This window comes from Paenibacillus sp. J22R232 (assembly GCF_056269165.1).
This window is the reverse complement of record NZ_JBWDNK010000008.1, coordinates 234345-252385: the sequence shown is the minus strand read 5'-3', so window position 1 is coordinate 252385 and position 18041 is coordinate 234345. Positions and strand designations below refer to the sequence as shown.

Sequence of the window (18041 nt, the reverse complement as noted above, 5' to 3'; positions counted from 1 at the left end):
TTTTCATTGAATATGGTTATTGTCGTATGCTTACGTTAAGCACATATGAAGCCGGACTGAGCGTTTACTGAAAGTCCGCGAGCTGAGGGGTGCAGCCCCTGCTGCAGCGGCAAGTGAGGTTGTTTTTGCGTGGCAAATGATTGTACAATGGGTGGAAGAAGTTGTATCCAAGCGCCTCATAACTAAGCGTATACGAAGGGAATAGTGCCCATGAATGATCGACTGCAGCAGCTAGAGAGCAGACTAGCCAACCAACACCACAAAGATTTGTTTCTTCAAAGCGTACATACGCTCAAAGCGATTGACGATCTAGCTGATCACCACCGGAAATTCCAGTCGATGCAGGCGATTAGCGGCGTAAAGATCGTAGGCTCGGAAGAGGCTCTATTCTATGAAACGCTGGCGCAGGTGAAGGAAGAAATCGTAACGACACTGGAGAAAACGCTGAATGACCTTGAGCACAAAGGCGATAAAAACTACGATAAAAACTTTAAAGACGGCGTAGAGTAGCGTGCACATGCTATGACCGCGTAGGAAAAGAGCTGAACGGAATCCAACCTTCCGTTCGGCTCTTTTTAATGCAAGAGAATTGCAGTTTATATATTTCATAATCGCTGAGTGATATAATCACAAAGGAAAATAAGCTGATCGCTGGATAGGAGCATCATTTATCAGGATTAAAATAAGGAAAACTCTATGCAGTTGTTTAATATAGATAGTAAAAAGGATTTTAGCGGAATTGGGATAACTGGCAATGAGCTGCCGAAACAAAGTAAGCGCTTTATTCGTTAATATAAACAAAACGTATATCCGAGAGGGGTTAATTCGAATGCGCTGGATTCCTGCGGTAAGAAGCGCCGGGTGGTGGCTGTTGGCTGGTGCGTCCTCGCTGCTGTTTAGTATTTTGTTATGGGTTATTCGTTTTCTCGTTTTAGGCCAGCCATTCACGGGTATGCATGCTTTTCGATTTATGGTGCTTGCTGTCGTATTATCCTTTTTATTTAGCTTTACGGGCTGGCTGGGAGCAAAAAAACTATGGCTATTTTCTAATATAGGCACATTGGTCGGGCTGGTGTTAATGGCTTTCTACTCGCGTAATATGACGGGCTGGGAAGACTTGGTCAGCTTTCTTGTCTTTTTGGAAGCGGTAGCTGCAGGCTTTATTCTTGGGATAATTGTGGAAGTTATTTTTCTCGCGATAAGGCTTTCGAAGAAATAAAGATAATGCGTTGACAGAGGAGACCGTTTATGGCAAGGGTCATACAAGGGCAGTTTGAAATTTTTGAGTTGAGGGATAAGATGGCGTTTTTCAATGAAGCCGTTCACATGTTCTGGGAGCAATGGGGGAGCGAGACGAATTACCGCTTTTATTATGATTGCATGCTGCATGCATGCGACACGGGAAGCGATCTGCCTCGGTTTTACTTGGTCATGCAGAATGACGCGATTATGGGCACTTATGCGTTATTGCGCAATGATTTAATCAGCCGTCAGGACATTTTTCCATGGCTGGCTTGCTTATACGTGGCACCCGAGCATAGAGGAAACCGAATCGGCTCTGCATTAATGGAGCATGCACTTCGTGAGACAGGGAAGATAGGCTATCAAAGGCTTTATTTGTGCACCGATTTAGACGGTTATTACGAGAAAAACGGCTGGTCCCTCGAAGGAAAAGGTTACTTGTTCAACGGGGAAGAAACGAAAATTTATGGACGGTCAACCGATCGAATAGCATCTGTTTAATTGGCTTACACGATTCGCTTGTATAAACAATATCTTCATTCTGCTGGCCGAGCCTGAATCAAATCTGGCTAATGGTGGTAAGGTAACAGTAAAAAGTTGCCGCAGGAGGAGATTATGGAATCTAAAGTGGAGCGTCTAGGGCTATTGGCTTTAATCAAGAAAGGCAACAAATCTTCTGCGATTGCAATGATAGGGAATGCGATCATAGCTGCGATTAAAGCTTTTGCAGCAGCATTTAGCGGCAGCGGGGCCATGTTCGCCTCCGCCATGCATTCCTTAGCGGATGCCATTAATCAGGGCTTCGTTTTTGTCGGAAGCATTCTCTCCGAGAAGCGGCCGACGCCGCGGTTTCCGACGGGCTTTGGCCGCGTTATCAATTTATTTTGCATGGTTGCCGTCATTGTCGTTACCATCATGGCGTATGAAACGATCCATGAAGGCTGGCATTTATTCAACCATCCAGCCGAGAGCGAAGGCATTTGGCTTAATATCGGCGTTTTAATTATTAATTTGGTTGTAGACGGATTCATACTGATCAAAGCGATGAAAGAGATTTTGCATGAAGCGAAGGTCGAGGCACGAGGCTTCAAGATTGCTTCGGCTGCTTTCAAAAACGTAGGCCGCTCGGCACCGGCAACGCGATTGGTCTTTTATGAGGATATCGTTGCCGTTACCGGCGCTCTGCTGGCGATGATTGCCGTGATCGTTGTCTATTTCACAACTTTCGACCGCATGGACGGTTTAGTTACGATACTCATTGGATTGCTGATGTTTGGCGTGGCCTTCCGCGTAGGTTACGACAATATGATTGGTCTAATCGGCGTGTCGGCACCGAAAGAGGTCGCGGACAAAGTATCGCAGATCATTTTCTCGGAGCCGTTGGTCACCGATATTTATCAAATGCGCATCCTGCAGGAGGGCCGGTACTATCATGTGGAAGCATTGATGGAGCTGAAGGCGGGATTATCGCTTGCAGATGCCGATGATATCAAGTTCAAGGTTCGCGACAAGCTTCTCTTGGATACCGATATTACGGACGCAACGCTTGGCATTATTGAGGATGACGGCGTGAAAAGCTGGCTGCCGATCGATAAACGTTAGTGCGGCAGACGAGGACGATAGGGCTGTCTCAAGGGGATTAGATCCCGGAGAGGCGGCCTTTTCCGTTGGCTAGGAGGGGAATGCCTCATGTAGCACAATGCTGCCCGGTTTGGTTACAAAAAAACGGATTCGGTCTTTCATGAGATAAAGTTAACGTTGACGTTAACTGTCATCAAGCGTATGCTAATGGCATAGGATTAACGGAGGTGCGGAGCTGTGCAGTTATTGAAAATCGAAGAAGTGGCAAAGCGTACCGGCTTAACGAAGCGAGCGATCAGGTACTATGAGGATTTCGGCTTAATTCCACCTCCGGAAAGAACGCAGGGCGGCATCCGTCTATACTCCGAGGACGATATTGAGAAAATTAATAAAATTATGCTGGCCAAAGAGGTGCTGGGTTTTTCCCTTGCCGAGCTTCAGCAATACATGACGTTTCAAGCCATTATTGAGCAGCAGAAAACCGAGTACCGTACGACAGAGGACAGGGAGGCTCGTAGAAGCAAGCTCATGGAGATAGCGAGCATTTTGCAAAAAGAAAAGGACATGATCGATACCAAAATTGCCCGGATGGAGCAGTTTAAAAACGAATTGATCGGATACGAGAGCCGGGTAACGAAGGCGCTCAATCAATTAAACGATTAGTTAGGAGCATGAACGTGGATACCTCACAGAAAGCAGCAACGTCATTTTGGACCGTAATGATCGCCGTTTTTTTCGGCAACTTTATGGCCTCTTTGAGTACAACTACGATAAATGTGGCATTGCCTATATTCATGGACGATTTTCAAGCAAGCCTTAATACGGTGCAATGGATGTTGTCGGGCTTTATGATGGCGACGGGCATTATTGCGCCGATTATCGGTTTCATGGGAGACAAATGGAGCTACAAAAGGCTGTATGTGTTTGCGCTCGCAGGCTTTACGTTGGCTTCGGTACTATGCATCTTTGCATGGAGCATCGAATCGCTTATCGCGTTTCGTATTCTTCAAGGTTTTTTTAGCGGCATTATTATGCCCACGACGATGACAATCATTTATCAGACGATCGAAAAGTCGAAGCAGGCCGTAGCCGTCAGCTTCTGGAGCGTGTCGGCAATGCTGGCGCCGGCGCTGGGACCGACAGTAGGAGGGTGGCTGGCAGAGAGCTATGGGTGGAAGTCGTTGTTTCTGCTAAATGTGCCGATCGGCATAATCGCGGTGATCGTAGCGGCCAAATATATCCCTCATTATCGGTTAAGCAGCGGAATTAAGCTCGATTGGATCGGCTTCGGATCGGTACTGATCGGCACAAGCGCGCTGCTCGTTGCCTTCAGCGAGGCACATAGCTGGGGCTGGGCAGGCTGGCAGACGCTCGGGATGATTGCCGCAGGCATCGTCGTGCTTACCTATTTCGTAAAAAGGACGCTGCGTGTCGAGAACCCGTTGCTGAATTTGCGCGTTTTGAAAATACCCCGTTTCACGTATGGCCTTATCGTGAATTGCTGCATCACGATTTCCTTATATGCGGGAACTTTATTGGTACCGATTTTCATGCAAAATATAAAAGGGGAATCCAGCTTCGCAACGGGCCTGGTCATGCTGCCGGGTACGCTCGCGATGGTGCTGGTTTCACTGGCAGTGGGCAGGCTGTACGGGAAAATCGGGCCCTCCAGGCTAATCTTTATCGGTCTGCTGCTCATGGGCATCGCGACATGGGAGCTTAGTCATGCCGGCATTGCCACAAGCGCCTTATTCATTACGGTATGGGTGGCGATTCGTTATATGGGCATAGGCTTTAGCAATATGCCGGTCACGAACGCCGCTATGTCGGCAGTGCCAAGCGTAAACTCAGGCCATGCGTCTGCAGTCATGAATTGGATTAGGCAGGGCACCTCGGCGCTGTCCATCAGTTTGTTCAGCTCTATTCTGTCGGCGCAGACGATCGTGCATCTGGCAGGCGGGAATGTATCCCCAAAGGCAGCGCTCTCGTTCAGCGTACAGGATGTGTTCCACGTAGGGACCGTCATCATTATCGTCTCCTTGCCGCTCACGCTGCTGCTGCGCAAGCCAAAGAAGCTAACTGCTGCTCAATAAGAAAGAGCGCCTGCAAAAGGCGCTCTTTCTATGTAAGTCATGTATTAGAATACATGGGCGCCTTCAAGCGCAACCTTGATTTTGCCATCCAGCTCCAGCACCTTAACCTTCACTTTGCGTCCGGGCTGGTACTGCGGAATATTGACCATATAAATAACGGTTTTGATGATGGTGCGATGCGGCTCGGCATGCTCTCTCGGAATCGTTAAACCGATAAATACCTCGGGATGACCGTTAATCTCCGTGTCGGTTTGCCGTATGGAGCTTACAGTCGCATCAAATGCCATACCGTTCTTCAAGATATGTTTGATTTCCCGATTTGCTTGGAACGATTGCCGTATGACCATGAAGGCGAGTAAGAGAAGCGGCAATGAAATAAGAATGACGACAACGATGATGATGCTCTCGCCTGTACTCATGATTCACCAACTTTCAAGGAACATAATGGGAGGTCTGGAATGCTATGCGTTTACATTTTGTTCATTCTATGGAAAGCATAGCACAACCGCATCATTATGAAAATATTTCCAAGGTCTTAGTCGGGAATAGGTACTTTAGCTACTGTTTAAGTCAAATTAAAGGAATGGCGTTCTTTTTACGAAGCTTTGGGCCAAATGGTCCGCATGCAAATCCTTGTCGTTTTTCCTGTAGTTTTCGAGCACGTCGATAAGATAGTCGTCATTCGGGTTATTGGACCGGAATATAAATTGCTCATGGTTTTCAATATGTACATCATGGCCGCACTGTTTTAAACAAGCCTCGTAGTCCTGCGCGGTTGGCTGCGTATTTTCCTCCAGATAGATGAGGCCGGTCAGCAATTTGGCTTCCTTTCCGTGCATCACTTTAAAATAGACAGTATGTTCTTTTTTCATACCCGTACCCTCCTACGCTTCCTAGTAAAGTCTCTTTATTCTTATAATATGCTCCAAAAGTCATGCGGAAACATCCATATTGTGAAAGGTTCATGAAAGTCCGTCTTTTTGACCCGCTGAACGGCCCTTTGACACCATTATTCATCACAGGTTTTACTCAAACAAAGAAGCGATAGGAGGAATCAACCAGGTTATTGCACCTTTAACAGAATTCTTCCGCGTCCGTGCCTCGATTCGCTCTTCCCATGAGCCTGAGCAGCCTCGCTTAACGGATATAGAGAATCAATTTGCGCGGTTATCGTGCCGTCGGCAAGCAATTGCGCGATGCATTGCAAGTCTTCAGAGGTTGGAAACTTGGTATTGAACATGGCTTTAATGCCATATTGCTCAGCCTGCTGGGCCGAAGGAGCCTGCGTTAAGGCGACAAGCTTCCCGCCCTGCTTTATGACGGGCCACGACCGTTCCTCCGTATCACCTCCGACCGAATCCACGACTAAATCTACGTTCTTGGCGACGTTCTCGAATGGCGTTGCGGTGTAATCGATCACCTCGTCCGCACCCAAAGCTTTCACGAAATCCAAATTGCGGGAAGAGGCGGTTGCAATAACGGTAGCCCCTTTCCATTTGGCTAGCTGAACGGCGAATTGTCCTACTCCGCCGGCGGCTGCATGAATAAGCACCGTTTGGCCGGCTTCCAATTCACCTTCCGAGAATAAAGCTTTCCAAGCGGATTCTGCTCCCCCTTTAATGGTCGCGGCGTCCTCAAAGGATAAATGCGAAGGCATGAGCACCAAATCATGAGCAGGGGCGATTCCATATTCCGCATAGCCGCCATTGACGTTGCCAAAAACGCGGTCGCCCGGCTGAAAACCAGAGACGCCTTCGCCTGCCGCCTCCACAATGCCGGATACCGAGGTGCCAGGCGTGTAAGGCATCGTTTTGACGAAAACGCGCTGCAGCCAGCCCTTGCGGATTTTCCAATCCAGCGGAATGGCTGCAGCATAAGCGATTCGCACAAGAACTTCTCCCGCAAGCGGTTGTGGCCGGCTGATTTCTTCGAGCTTCAGTACTTCCGGACCGCCATATTCCCGAACTTGAATGGCTTTCATCATTGGTGTTGTCATATTCATCTCTCCCCATGCTTATTGATGTGCGCATCTAACGAAAATGCTATTTTTTGCGATAATGCCTGGAGCATTGCCTTTTCTTCCCCGTTGAGGCTTTCTGTCGTGATCTGCTCCAGTTTGTCCCAAGTCCCTGCTACATAAGGCTGTAATTTCCATCCTGCCTCCGTTAAGTGCACGAGCGTCACTCGGCCGTCCTCAGCGGAGCGGCTGCGGGTAATAAGCCCGGCATCGGCTAGTCTACGGATAGATTTGGCGATCGTGGAATGGTCTAAACGAAGCGTTCGGCTCAGGCTGTTCTGCGATTGGCCATCCTGACGGAAAAGCTGCATAAGGATAATTTCCTGGCCTGGGAAAAGTCCAGCCTCACGAATCAGTTGGGAAGCCAAACCGCGATGCGAGCGGGCTAGGGCGAAGATGGCGAAGCTGATCGGATATTCGCTTACGGCTGCATTTGCTTCATCCGTTAATTCCGCGCTTCGGGCATTTTTATTTAAATTCAAGTCAATCCTCTACTCTCTCTTGGATATTGGACGGAAAGCGGTAAGTGATGTGGATGATGACAATTAAATGTTGCCGGCAACATAAATATAACATCTACATATGTGGTCGGCAACATTTATTTTGCATATCGGTAGAAGGGCTGTTATTCGTGCTGCAGATGCAGGAGCCTGACCATGCCAAAAAAGCCGCAGCGTCGTAAAACGCTGCGGCTTGAATCTATTTGCGTGATTTCAAATGGGCTTTAGAAATGCACGGCGTATGGTGAGGAGTCATGTGTGGCGGGTACTAAACCTGCGTAACCTTGATCAGGTTAGTTGCGCCAGCTTGGCCGATCGGCACCCCTGCAGACAGGACGATGATATCGCCAGTGTCGATAAGACCAGTTAGCTTCGCATTGCGCGTTGCGGATTCGAACATTTCGTCCGTCGTCGTAACGGGATCGCCCTTCACGGGAATAACTCCGGAGAGCAGGCAAATTTTCGGAAGCACATGGTCATGCTGCGTAATCGCGATGATCGGGGCGCTCGGGCGGTATTTGGACACCATACGCGCGGTAAAGCCGCTTTCCGTTGAGGTGAGAATGGCTCTTGCATTCAGCTCAAGCGAGGAGCTGACGACGCCTTGACTGATAACCTCTGTAATGTTAGTGCTCTGCTGTGCTCTTCTTTTGTCGAATTGTTCTTTGTAATCAATCATGGATTCCGCTTTTTTCGCGATGGAAGCCATCGTCCGAACGGAAGGAATCGGATATTTCCCGGCTGCCGTCTCGCCCGAAAGCATGACGACGTCCGCGCCTTGAATGACCGCGTTCGCTACGTCGCTGACCTCGGCTCTTGTCGGGCGGGGGTTTACCTGCATGGACTCAAGCATATGGGTAGCAACGATTACGGGCTTGCCTACCAGGTTGCATTTGTTGATCATTTCGCGCTGCATCATCGGCACGTCCTCGATCGGCACTTCAACGCCAAGGTCGCCGCGGGCAACCATAATGCCGTCGGACGCTTCGATGATGGCATCAAGGTTAAGCATGCCCTCTTCGTTCTCGATTTTGGAGATGATTTGGACATGGCTCGCGTTAGCTTCTTCGAGAATATTGCGGATCTCCAGAATGTCCTCGGCTTTGCGGACGAAAGATGCGGCAATAATCTCGACGTTATGCTTGACGCCGAAATGGATATGCACGACATCGCGCTCCGTTACGCCTGGCAAGGTCGTTTTGATGCCTGGCAGGTTAACGCCTTTGCGCGGCTTCAGCGTGCCGCCGCTGATGATGCGGCAGCGAATCTCAGTGCCTTCCACGGAAAGTACCGTCAGATCGACAAGTCCGTCGTCAATCAGGATGCGGTCGCCGGGTTTCACCACTAATGGCAGCTCATTGTAGTTAACAGGCAGGCGCGTCGCGTCGCCAAGCACATCCTCTGTCGTTAGGGCCAGCTCTTCGCCGATCACAAGCTCGCAGGAAGCTTCCTTCAGCTTGCCGATGCGCACTTCAGGTCCTTTAATATCCATCATAATCGGCACGAAAGTGTTAAGCTCGCGCGCTGCTTGCCGTATATTGTTCATTCGCATGACGTGGTCTTCTAATTCGCCGTGAGCCATATTCAGTCTACCAACGGTCATCCCTGCTTGGATCATTTCTTTAATCGTGGAAACGGAGTCGCAAGCGGGACCCATTGTACAAATAATTTTTGTTTTTAGCATGTTGTAGGCCTCCTCGTTTTTCTCATTGTAACGCGGGAGCTCGAAACCGTATAAGAACTATAGTACAATGAATGTACAATAGTACTGGATTGAGGAGCGGTAAGGATGCTGGCAATTTCGGATGTCCATCAGGACAACGGCGCGGATTGGTACGAGGAGGGGGAGGGACGCAAGTTATCCTTTCACCTGCTGCTGGTCACCTATGGCAAATGTGTATATTGGGTGAACGAGGAGAAGGCCATTCTAGAGAAGGGCGACCTGCTGCTGATTCCCGGTCATATTGCCTACTATGGCAAAAGCATTCCAACGCTCGTGCACACCAAGTACGTGATCAACTTTCGCAGAACCGCAACGGAATGCGCCTTGCCGATTCTTCAGTTACGGGAGCCGCTGCGGGTACGGCTGGGCTGCTTTGAGGTTGTGCAGGAACGTCTCCGCGCTATTCTGACGCAATATAAGGAGAGGCCGTCCTATTTCGAATTGATGGCGCAGTCCCTTCTGATGGAGGCTCTGATCTATATTAACCAGGAGCGGGACCGTGGAATAATCCCATCGGAGAAGCATCGCCGGGTAGACAGCATGAGGCAATACATATCTACCCACTATCGCGAGCGGGTGACGAAGGATGAGCTGGGTGACGTGATTAACACAACGCCCAATTACGCCGCAACTTTATTCAAAACGGTCACGGGCCAGACGATTAGCGAATATGTTCATAATCATCGGATGAAAACAGCGGTTTATATGCTGACGGAATCACAGCTGATGATCAGCGAGATTGCCGATTATTTGGGCTATAACGACGTGTCCTATTTCTACCGTATTTTCAAGCGGAGCACGGGCCGCTCGCCCTCCGATTTCCTGCATGAGCGCTCTTCAACCGTGTAAAGCGGAGATTCGCCATGGTTGACATCCTTAGAACTTAGGATTACAATTTAGCCAGAAATAGGCTTTGACCAAAGACATGATTACCTTTACGGGCTGTCCAGAGAATGAGGCGATTGCTGAGAGCCTCTCCAGCTGACGATTGCGTAGTTACCCCTTTGCAGCCGTGTTATGGAACCCGCTGCTTGCCTTGGCGGTTGTAAATAACACCGAATCATCCCCGTTACCGGATGCTCAATAAGGATCTTGCTTTTGCTGATGAATGGCGCAGCCATGAATATAGCGGCAGATCGAATGAGGGTGGAACCACGAGCTGAACGCACTCGTCCCTTTCTGGGAGAGATGTGTTTTTTTGCGTTCCACTAATTCGATCGGAGGCTGCATAATGAGTATTGAAATTACATTACCGGATGGAACAGTCAAGGAGTACCAGAGTGGCACGACACTTGCGCAAATCGCGGAATCCATCAGCATGGGGCTTGCCAAAAACGCAGTCGCAGGCAAAGTAGACGGGAAGCTGGTCGATCTGCAACGAGAGGTCAACCAGAACAGCCAAGTCGAAATCGTGACGCTCGACAGCCCGGAAGGGCTAGAAGTGTACCGTCACAGCACAGCTCACGTTATGGCGCAAGCGCTCAAACGAATTTACGGGGAGCAGGCTGTGAAGCTGGGCATTGGCCCGGTGATCGAAGACGGGTTCTATTACGACATTGATATTGAGAAGCCGCTATCGAGTGATGATCTATCGGCGATCGAAGCCGAAATGGGTCGAATTATTCAAGAGAATTTGCCGATCGTGCGCAGCGAGGTTAGCCGCGAAGATGCGGCGGCGTTATTTGCCCGGCAGGAGGAGCCGCTCAAGCTGGAGCTGATCCGCGATTTGCCCGAGGGCGCAGTCATTACGCTGTATGAGCAAGGCGAATTCGTTGATCTGTGCCGCGGCCCGCATTTGCCGTCAACAGGACGGATCAAAGCATTCAAGCTGCAAAATGTAGCCGGTGCCTACTGGCGCGGCAATTCGGACAACAAAATGCTGCAGCGGATTTATGGCACATCGTTTCCGAAGAAGGCACAGCTGGATGAACATCTGGAGATGCTGGAGGAAGCGAAGAAGCGCGATCACCGCAAGCTCGGCAAGGAGTTGGAGCTGTTTATGTTCTCGGAGGAAGCGCCGGGCATGCCCTTCTATCTGCCTAATGGCATGACTATCCGTACGGAGCTGGAAAATCTTATCCGCGGCCTGCAGCGGCAGCGCGATTATGATGAAGTGCGTACGCCGTTCATGATGAACAGGCGGATGTGGGAGCAATCGGGCCATTGGGACCACTATAAAGACAATATGTATTTTACGGACGTTGACGATACGCCTTATGCGCTCAAGCCGATGAACTGTCCGGGGCATATGCTTATTTTCAAAAACAGCCTGCACTCCTACAGGGAGCTGCCGATCCGCATGGCGGAATTCGGCCAGGTGCACCGGCATGAGTATTCGGGAGCCCTCAATGGCATGATGCGTGTCCGGACGTTCTGCCAGGATGATGCGCATATCTTCGTCCGGCCGGACCAAATCGAAGAAGAGATCAACAAGGCGATCGCGCTGATCGACCATGTGTACAACGTGTTTGGCTTTGAATTCAAGATCGAGCTGTCGACAAGACCGGACGATTCCATGGGCTCGGAAGAACTGTGGGACCAGGCGGAGCAATCGCTGCGGAGCGTGCTGGACAACCGCAACATTGCGTATCACGTGAATGAGGGCGACGGCGCGTTCTACGGCCCGAAGATCGATTTCCATATTCTCGATGCGCTGAAGCGCAGCTGGCAGTGCGGCACGATTCAGCTCGACTTCCAGATGCCGGAGAAGTTCGACCTCTCCTACATCGGCGAGGACAACCAGAAGCACCGTCCGGTCGTTATCCACCGCGCGGTATACGGCTCCATTGACCGTTTTATCGGCATATTAACAGAGCATTTCTCGGGCGCGTTCCCGCTTTGGCTGGCTCCCGTTCAAGTGAAGCTGCTGCCGGTATCGGAGAAATACATCGATTATGCCCTTCAAGTGAAGCAAGCGCTGGCGGAAGCCGGCATACGGACAGTGGTGGATTCGCGCAATGAAAAGCTGGGCTACAAAATCCGCGAGGCGGGGCTTGAGAAGGTTCCTTATACGCTGGTGGTAGGCGAGAGCGAGAAAAATGCGGGGACGGCCGCGGTTAGGAAACGGGGCGAGGGTGATCTTGGCTTGTTGCAGGTCGATGCTTTCGTGGAGCGAATTTTGCGGGAAATAGCTTCAAAGTCTTGAACAGCAGACCTACGGGAATAGCGTGGCAAGCCCAAAGGGATTCGAAGGCTAACGTTTGTGTATCGTACCGGTTAGCTTGCGGAAGCTGCTTGCGGTATTTTGCAATGCATATGATAAAACGATACTAACAATAGACCAAATAGAAAGGAGAGCGAGCCCAGTCTTGCTCTCCTTTCTATTTGGTCATTCATGGAAGCGCTAGCCTATGAATTGAAAATAAATCGTTGACAGTATGCTAACGTTTAAACTATATTAATCTCATCGGAATAATAAGTTATTGAGCTGATTAGACGACTAAAGGCTCTTATTTCAAACTGCGGCATACTTGGCCGTTTGCGTTGGAATAAGAGCTTTTTTATGTTTAGGAGAGCTTGATCCGCTTTAAACCAATTGGAGCAGGGGGAACCAAGCATGAAACGGAAAATCGTACTCATTATGCTGACACTCGTCTTATCGGCGGTGCTCGCAGCTTGCGGCAGCAACAAATCAGATTCGAACGAAGCGGCAGAGGATAGCGAAAAAGCGAAGCTGAAGGTTGGCATATCGGCAGGTGTCGAGGAGGAAATCTGGAAGCAGGTGCAGGAGGTTGCCGCCAAGGACAATCTAGAGATTGAGCTGGTTGTATTCAATGACTATGTACAGCCGAATAAAGTGCTTGCTGAAGGCGAGCTAGATGCGAACGCATTCCAGCATGAGCCTTATCTCGATCAATTCAAGAAGGACAACAATTTGGACATCGTGAAAATTGCCAATACGCTTAACTTCCCGATCGGCTTCTATTCCGAGAAGATCAAAGACGTTTCCGAAATCAAGGACGGCGACGTAATCGGCTTGCCGAATGATCCGACCAATGGCGCGCGTGCGTTGATTTTGTTTGAAAACGCGGGTCTAATCAAACTCAAAGAGGGCGTGGGCATTACGGCAACCGTACGCGATATTGCCGAGAACAAGCTGAACCTGAAGTTCGAGGAGCTGGACGCGGCCTTTATTCCGAAAGCGCTTGGCGATTTGACGGCAGCGGTTATTAATACGAACTATGCGGTGGAAGCGGGCTTCGTGCCAACGAAGGATGCGATTTTTATCGAGCCGAAGGATTCGCCTTGGGTGAACATCATCGCCGTAAGAACGGAGGATAAGGATAAACCGGTGTTCCAACGGCTTATCAAGGCTTATCACTCCGATCAGGTGAAGAAATTTGTCGAAGAAAAATACGGTACTTATATCGTAGCATCCTGGTAGTCGTTGCAGAAAGCCCGGGTCTCTTCTTAGCGGAAGAGACCTTTTACCATTTCAATGGAGGCGGAGGAACTATCGTGATTTGGATGGAGAAGGTTAGCAAGACGTACCAGCAAGGCAAGCAGGAAATCCATGCGGTAAAAGATGCCAGCCTGCATATCCGCAAAGGGGAAATCTTCGGCATTATCGGTTACAGCGGAGCGGGCAAAAGCTCGCTGCTTCGCTGCATCAACTATTTGGAGAGGCCGACGTCGGGCCGCGTGCGAATCCAAGACACGGAGCTCGCCGGCCTAAGCGAGCACCAGCTTCGGATGATGCGGCGAAAAATCGGCATGATTTTTCAAAACTTCAATTTGCTGATGTCAAGTACCGTCTATCAAAATATTGCCGCGCCGCTGGCGCTTGCAGGCGCAGCGAAGCAGCAGATTCAGGCGAGGGTCGGCGAGCTGCTCTCGCTTGTTGGTCTGGAGGACAAGAAGGACGCGTATCCTGCTCAATTGTCGGGCGGCCAGAAGCAGCGCGTAGCCATTGCCAGGGCGCTGGCCAACGAGCCGGAAATCTTGTTATGCGATGAGGCGACATCCGCGCTCGATCCGCAAACAACCGATTCCATTTTGCATTTGCTGCTCGATATTCATCGCTCCTACGGCATCACGATCGTGCTCATTACCCATGAAATGTATGTCGTCAAGAAGATATGCGATCGTGTGGCAGTGATGGAGGGCGGAGCCATCGTAGAGCAGGGTACGGTGCTGGAGCTGTTTACGAAGCCAAAGACGGAAACAACGAGGAAATTTATCAAAAGCGTGTTTGACGCCGACTTGCCTAGCGAACTGCTGCAGCGGGCCGCGAACGAGGCCGCACCAAGGCGATTGCTGCGTATTTCATTCGTAGGCGAAACGGTAAGCGAGCCCATTTTGGCTGATTTGACGCTGCGTTATCAGCTGCGGCCCAGCATTTTGTACGGGAATATAACGAAAATAAAGGATAGCGTATTTGGTTTTCTCGTTATTAGCCTGCCGGGCGAGCCGTCTGTCATTCAGGAAGGCATGGCCTACATGGAACAAAACGGCATACAGGTGGAGGTGCTGGAGCATGCTGAATAGCTTTATTAACAGTTTCATAGATAATTATGATTTGTATCTGGAGTCGCTTGGGGAAACGGCGGCAATGGTCATTTATTCGTTTTTTTTCTCCGCGCTTATCGGCCTATTTCTAGGCGTTTGCCTAGTGGTTCTGCGACCTAACCATATCTATGCGAACAAGGTGCTTTATCCGGTCTTGAATGCGGTCATTAACGTGCTGCGCTCCGTCCCGTTCATCATCATACTCATTGCCATCATTCCGATTACGAAATGGATTGTGGATACGACTATCGGCGTAAAAGGAGCCATCGTGCCGCTCGTCTTCTACACCGCGCCTTATATTGCGAGGCTGATTGAGTCTGCTTTGCTGGAAGTGAACCCCGGCGTCATTGAGGCCTTTCAGGCGATGGGCGCTTCTAGACGGCAGATTATTTGGAAGGTGCTGCTGAAGGAGGCGAGGCCGGGAATCGTGCTGGGCCTGACGATTGCGACCATTGGCCTGATAGGCGCTACGGCGATGGCCGGCGTACTTGGGGCGGGCGGGCTTGGCGATGTGGCTATCCGTTATGGCTATCAGCGCTGGCAGCCCGACGTCATGTACGTGTGCGTCATCATCCTAATCTTGCTCGTGCAGTTGATGCAGACGGCCGGAAACCGGATCTCAAAGAAGCTGCGCAAGCATTAGGGAAACATTTACCAGATTATTATGAATAAAGTATTACCGAGTAATGCTTGGTATTGCTTGAAGACTGGCCCCGACATTAGATTTCCCGATTGCGATCCCCCTTTTGCGGCTTGCGAAGCAGCAAGGCAAGCGGCAGCGCAGACAGAATAATGATCGCGGAAAATAAGAAGGCGTCGTTAATGCTTAGCGTATATGCCGAGGGATAAACAGCATCGCTTTTTCCAAGCTGCTCTTGATGAACGGCCAACCTTGCGTAGAATAACGATGTGAACAAGCCCAGTGCCATCGCGCTGAATATTTGCCGCAGCCAGTTGATGAGCGCCGAGGCGTGGCCGGAGAGCTCCTTGGGAACCGCCATCATGCCAGCGTTGGTCACAGGCGTCAGGGCGAGGCCGGTTCCCGTATTGCGGATCGCGATAATGATCATAATGGCCAGCAGGCTCGTGCTGACTTGAAGCCTGCTGAACAGATATGTAGTGGCAATAAGGATAGAGGTGCCGACAATGGCGAGTACAGCCGGTCCGAACTTATGATAATACCGTCCGGAGAAGAAGGTGGCGCAAGTTAAGCAGGCGGCTCCCGGCAAAAACAACAGCCCGATATGAAAAGAGCTGAGTCCGTGGATTTGCGATAGATACAGCGGTACAAAATAAATGCCTGAGTAGAGAGCAACGGAAAGGATCAGGGAAACGACCAAGCTGATGGTGAACGTGCGGTTGCGGAACAAGCGCAGCTGCAGCAGTGGCGCCTTTGTCCTTAGCTGGTGGATAACGAACCAAACCGCACTGCCAACCCCTATGATCAAGCACACCCAAAAAGCAGCGGATTTCCAGCCCCAGGCGTATATATTCCCGAATAAAAGCAGCAGCGAAAGGCTGCCTGAAGCCGCAAGCGCAAGCCCGAGGCGATCCAGCTTGGTTTCCTTGTTAACGGGATTGGTAGGAAGAATTCGGCTGCCGATCACGAGCGCTAGGATGCCGACAGGCACCGTTACGAGAAAGATATAATGCCAATCGTAGCCCTGCAGCCAGCCGCTGACCGATGGGGCAAGCGCCGTTCCGAGTATGGTGGAGAACGACCAGACACTGACCGCAAGGGGCTGCTTGTCGGCTGGAACAGTCCGGTAGATCAAAGCCAGCGAAACGGGCTGGATTAGTCCGCAAAACACCCCTTGCAATATACGGAAGGCAATAAGCGCGTAAATATTCCAAGAAAAGGCGCAGAGCACCGAGGTAACCGTAATGCCCGCTAGGCAAAATAAGAAAACGTGCTTTCCCCCGAAACGATCTCCCGCATAGCCGCTGGCCGGAGCAATGACGCCGCAGGCGAGCGAAAACCCAGTAATAATCCACTGCACCTTTCCTAAATCGGTATGGAAAATGCCGATGAAGCCCGGCAGCGATACATTCAGTGAAACGACATGGTACATGCCAACGAACGAGCCGAAGAAAAGCGTCGCTAAGGCAGGCCAAAACGACGGTTTGGCAATGATCGGTTTGCTAAGCTTTTCGGTTAGTCCTGCTGACAACCGCTCACCTCCTATTTATCACGTTTGCTCATGTTTAAGAATAACGTATATCATTAAAACCAGTATAGCACATCGGAATAATGGATTATTATTGAAATATTGTATTAAGCGATAGAACGATTTGTTGGTACACTAGCCTTGGAGGCAGGAAGAAAGCGGAGTAATCCTTCAATCAGACGGCGGCAGGCGCAAACACAAAGCAGGGCTGCTTCATATAATGCAGGGTATAGACCCATTAAGGAAATGCGTCAAAATATCGCATATCGTGGGAGGGACTGCAGATGGCTAGGTTTCAACATATCCACGAGCTTATTGGCAACACGCCCCTGGTCGAGCTTAAAGGTTATGCGCTGCCGGATGGAGTAAGGCTGTATGCAAAGCTGGAGTATAAAAACCCGGGAGGCAGCGTCAAAGACCGACTCGGCGTCGAGCTGCTGAATCATGCGTTTGCCAGCGGGCAGTTAGCCCCTGGCGGCACGGTTATCGAGGCAACGGCTGGCAATACAGGGATCGGGCTTGCTTTGGCGGCAATCGGGCGCGGCGTTTCGACGCTGTTCGTCGTACCGGAGAAATTCAGCATCGAGAAGCAGCAGCTTATGAAGGCGCTTGGGGCGACCATCGTGAATACGCCGTCCGAGCTTGGAATAGTAGGCGCGGTGGAGAAGGCGGAAGAGCTGCTCAAAGCCATTCCAGGCGCATACTCGCCAAGGCAGTTCTCCAATGCGGCTAATCCGGAAACGTATTATAAAACGCTGGGTCCCGAGCTTTGGAATGATTTGTATGGCGAAATCGATGTGTTTGTCGCTGGTGCAGGCACCGGAGGCACTTTTATGGGAACGGCGCGTTATTTGAAGGAGCGCAATCCGGATATAAAGACCGTGATTGTCGAGCCGGAAGGCTCCATTCTGGGCGGAGGCCCGCTCGGCCCGCATCGGACGGAAGGCATCGGCGTTGAGAAGCTCGCGCCGTTCATGGACATCGCTTATTTCGAAGCGATTCATACGGTGACGGATGAGCAGGCTTTTGCAAGGGTAACGGAGCTGGCGCGGCTAGAGGGTATGCTGGTCGGAAGCTCCTCGGGGGCGGCACTGCATGCAGCGCTTCTTGAAGCGGCGTCGGCAAAGCCGAACAGCCGAATCGTTACGGTATTCCCAGACGGCAGCGAGCGGTATTTGAGCAAACAGATTTATGGCGGGGGTGCTTAAG

Annotated in this window: 18 protein-coding genes; 12 read left to right on the top strand and 6 right to left on the bottom strand. The window is 50.6% G+C overall.

Annotated elements, in window-relative coordinates; all coding sequences use genetic code 11:
- Positions 1-210: 210 nt before the first annotated feature.
- The 6 genes from AC0YN3_RS22510 to AC0YN3_RS22485 all read left to right on the top strand — a co-directional run bounded on the left by AC0YN3_RS22510 (position 211) and on the right by AC0YN3_RS22485 (position 4916).
- Positions 211-510, top strand: coding sequence for a hypothetical protein (locus AC0YN3_RS22510; protein WP_475777192.1), 300 nt, complete (start codon positions 211-213; stop codon positions 508-510).
- 319 nt (positions 511-829) lie between these two features.
- Positions 830-1219 carry a hypothetical protein gene (locus AC0YN3_RS22505; protein ID WP_475777191.1) on the top strand — a complete coding sequence of 130 codons (390 nt, stop codon included), beginning with the start codon at positions 830-832 and terminating at the stop codon, positions 1217-1219.
- 29 nt (positions 1220-1248) lie between these two features.
- Positions 1249-1743, top strand: coding sequence for a GNAT family N-acetyltransferase (locus AC0YN3_RS22500; protein ID WP_475777190.1), 495 nt, complete (start codon positions 1249-1251; stop codon positions 1741-1743).
- A gap of 114 nt (positions 1744-1857) precedes the next feature.
- Positions 1858-2844, top strand: a complete 987-nt coding sequence (locus AC0YN3_RS22495; protein ID WP_475777189.1) for a cation diffusion facilitator family transporter — start codon at positions 1858-1860, stop codon at positions 2842-2844.
- Between the two features lie 216 nt (positions 2845-3060).
- Positions 3061-3486 (top strand): helix-turn-helix domain-containing protein, encoded by a 426-nt coding sequence (locus AC0YN3_RS22490; protein ID WP_475777188.1) that lies wholly within the window; start codon positions 3061-3063, stop codon positions 3484-3486.
- A gap of 8 nt (positions 3487-3494) precedes the next feature.
- On the top strand, positions 3495-4916 hold the full coding sequence (locus tag AC0YN3_RS22485) for an MDR family MFS transporter (RefSeq protein WP_475777187.1): 1422 nt from the start codon (positions 3495-3497) through the stop codon (positions 4914-4916).
- A 44-nt stretch (positions 4917-4960) separates the two neighbouring features.
- On the opposite strand, the gene AC0YN3_RS22480 is transcribed toward AC0YN3_RS22485, so the two are convergent.
- The 5 genes from AC0YN3_RS22480 to pyk form a co-directional block, all read right to left on the bottom strand.
- A complete protein-coding gene (locus tag AC0YN3_RS22480) occupies positions 4961-5335 on the bottom strand; it encodes a hypothetical protein (RefSeq protein WP_475777186.1) in 375 nt (124 codons plus the stop codon).
- A gap of 156 nt (positions 5336-5491) precedes the next feature.
- The gene (locus AC0YN3_RS22475) at positions 5492-5788 is read right to left on the bottom strand and encodes a hypothetical protein (protein WP_475777185.1); all 297 of its coding nucleotides are present in this window, start codon (positions 5786-5788) and stop codon (positions 5492-5494) included.
- 191 nt (positions 5789-5979) lie between these two features.
- Positions 5980-6912 (bottom strand): NADP-dependent oxidoreductase, encoded by a 933-nt coding sequence (locus AC0YN3_RS22470; protein WP_475777184.1) that lies wholly within the window; start codon positions 6910-6912, stop codon positions 5980-5982.
- Between the two features lie 2 nt (positions 6913-6914).
- Complete coding sequence (locus AC0YN3_RS22465; RefSeq protein ID WP_475777183.1) at positions 6915-7415, bottom strand: MarR family winged helix-turn-helix transcriptional regulator; 501 nt, start codon at positions 7413-7415, stop codon at positions 6915-6917.
- A 286-nt stretch (positions 7416-7701) separates the two neighbouring features.
- A complete protein-coding gene (pyk, locus tag AC0YN3_RS22460) occupies positions 7702-9117 on the bottom strand; it encodes a pyruvate kinase (RefSeq protein WP_475777182.1) in 1416 nt (471 codons plus the stop codon).
- Between the two features lie 105 nt (positions 9118-9222).
- Between pyk and AC0YN3_RS22455 the strand changes: the two genes are divergently transcribed.
- The 5 genes from AC0YN3_RS22455 (at position 9223) to AC0YN3_RS22435 (ending at position 15307) form a co-directional block, all read left to right on the top strand.
- Entirely contained in the window at positions 9223-10005 is a 783-nt protein-coding gene (locus AC0YN3_RS22455) for a helix-turn-helix domain-containing protein (RefSeq protein WP_475777181.1), read from the top strand.
- Between the two features lie 382 nt (positions 10006-10387).
- Entirely contained in the window at positions 10388-12301 is a 1914-nt protein-coding gene (thrS, locus tag AC0YN3_RS22450) for a threonine--tRNA ligase (protein ID WP_475777180.1), read from the top strand.
- Between the two features lie 411 nt (positions 12302-12712).
- Positions 12713-13540 carry a MetQ/NlpA family ABC transporter substrate-binding protein gene (locus tag AC0YN3_RS22445; protein ID WP_475777179.1) on the top strand — a complete coding sequence of 276 codons (828 nt, stop codon included), beginning with the start codon at positions 12713-12715 and terminating at the stop codon, positions 13538-13540.
- Positions 13541-13614: 74 nt separating this feature from the next.
- Positions 13615-14643, top strand: coding sequence for a methionine ABC transporter ATP-binding protein (locus tag AC0YN3_RS22440; protein ID WP_475777178.1), 1029 nt, complete (start codon positions 13615-13617; stop codon positions 14641-14643).
- Entirely contained in the window at positions 14633-15307 is a 675-nt protein-coding gene (locus tag AC0YN3_RS22435) for a methionine ABC transporter permease (protein WP_475777177.1), read from the top strand. The genes AC0YN3_RS22440 and AC0YN3_RS22435 overlap by 11 nt, the downstream gene beginning before the upstream one ends.
- 76 nt (positions 15308-15383) lie before the next feature.
- Here AC0YN3_RS22435 and AC0YN3_RS22430 read toward each other — a convergent pair whose 3' ends face one another.
- Entirely contained in the window at positions 15384-16835 is a 1452-nt protein-coding gene (locus AC0YN3_RS22430) for a DHA2 family efflux MFS transporter permease subunit (protein ID WP_475777176.1), read from the bottom strand.
- A 281-nt stretch (positions 16836-17116) separates the two neighbouring features.
- On the opposite strand from AC0YN3_RS22430, the gene AC0YN3_RS22425 reads away from it, so the two are divergent.
- A complete protein-coding gene (locus AC0YN3_RS22425; RefSeq protein ID WP_475777175.1) occupies positions 17117-18040 on the top strand; it encodes a PLP-dependent cysteine synthase family protein in 924 nt (307 codons plus the stop codon).
- Position 18041: the final 1 nt, after the last annotated feature.

Coding starts and splice junctions, on each gene's coding strand:
- AC0YN3_RS22510 (WP_475777192.1), top strand. CDS start 211: ATGAATGATCGACTGCAGCAGCTAGAGAGCAGACTAGCCAACCAACAC.
- AC0YN3_RS22505 (WP_475777191.1), top strand. CDS start 830: ATGCGCTGGATTCCTGCGGTAAGAAGCGCCGGGTGGTGGCTGTTGGCT.
- AC0YN3_RS22500 (WP_475777190.1), top strand. CDS start 1,249: ATGGCAAGGGTCATACAAGGGCAGTTTGAAATTTTTGAGTTGAGGGAT.
- AC0YN3_RS22495 (WP_475777189.1), top strand. CDS start 1,858: ATGGAATCTAAAGTGGAGCGTCTAGGGCTATTGGCTTTAATCAAGAAA.
- AC0YN3_RS22485 (WP_475777187.1), top strand. CDS start 3,495: ATGAACGTGGATACCTCACAGAAAGCAGCAACGTCATTTTGGACCGTA.
- AC0YN3_RS22480 (WP_475777186.1), bottom strand. CDS start 5,335: ATGAGTACAGGCGAGAGCATCATCATCGTTGTCGTCATTCTTATTTCA.
- AC0YN3_RS22475 (WP_475777185.1), bottom strand. CDS start 5,788: ATGAAAAAAGAACATACTGTCTATTTTAAAGTGATGCACGGAAAGGAA.
- AC0YN3_RS22470 (WP_475777184.1), bottom strand. CDS start 6,912: ATGACAACACCAATGATGAAAGCCATTCAAGTTCGGGAATATGGCGGT.
- pyk (WP_475777182.1), bottom strand. CDS start 9,117: ATGCTAAAAACAAAAATTATTTGTACAATGGGTCCCGCTTGCGACTCC.
- AC0YN3_RS22455 (WP_475777181.1), top strand. CDS start 9,223: ATGCTGGCAATTTCGGATGTCCATCAGGACAACGGCGCGGATTGGTAC.
- thrS (WP_475777180.1), top strand. CDS start 10,388: ATGAGTATTGAAATTACATTACCGGATGGAACAGTCAAGGAGTACCAG.
- AC0YN3_RS22445 (WP_475777179.1), top strand. CDS start 12,713: ATGAAACGGAAAATCGTACTCATTATGCTGACACTCGTCTTATCGGCG.
- AC0YN3_RS22435 (WP_475777177.1), top strand. CDS start 14,633: ATGCTGAATAGCTTTATTAACAGTTTCATAGATAATTATGATTTGTAT.
- AC0YN3_RS22425 (WP_475777175.1), top strand. CDS start 17,117: ATGGCTAGGTTTCAACATATCCACGAGCTTATTGGCAACACGCCCCTG.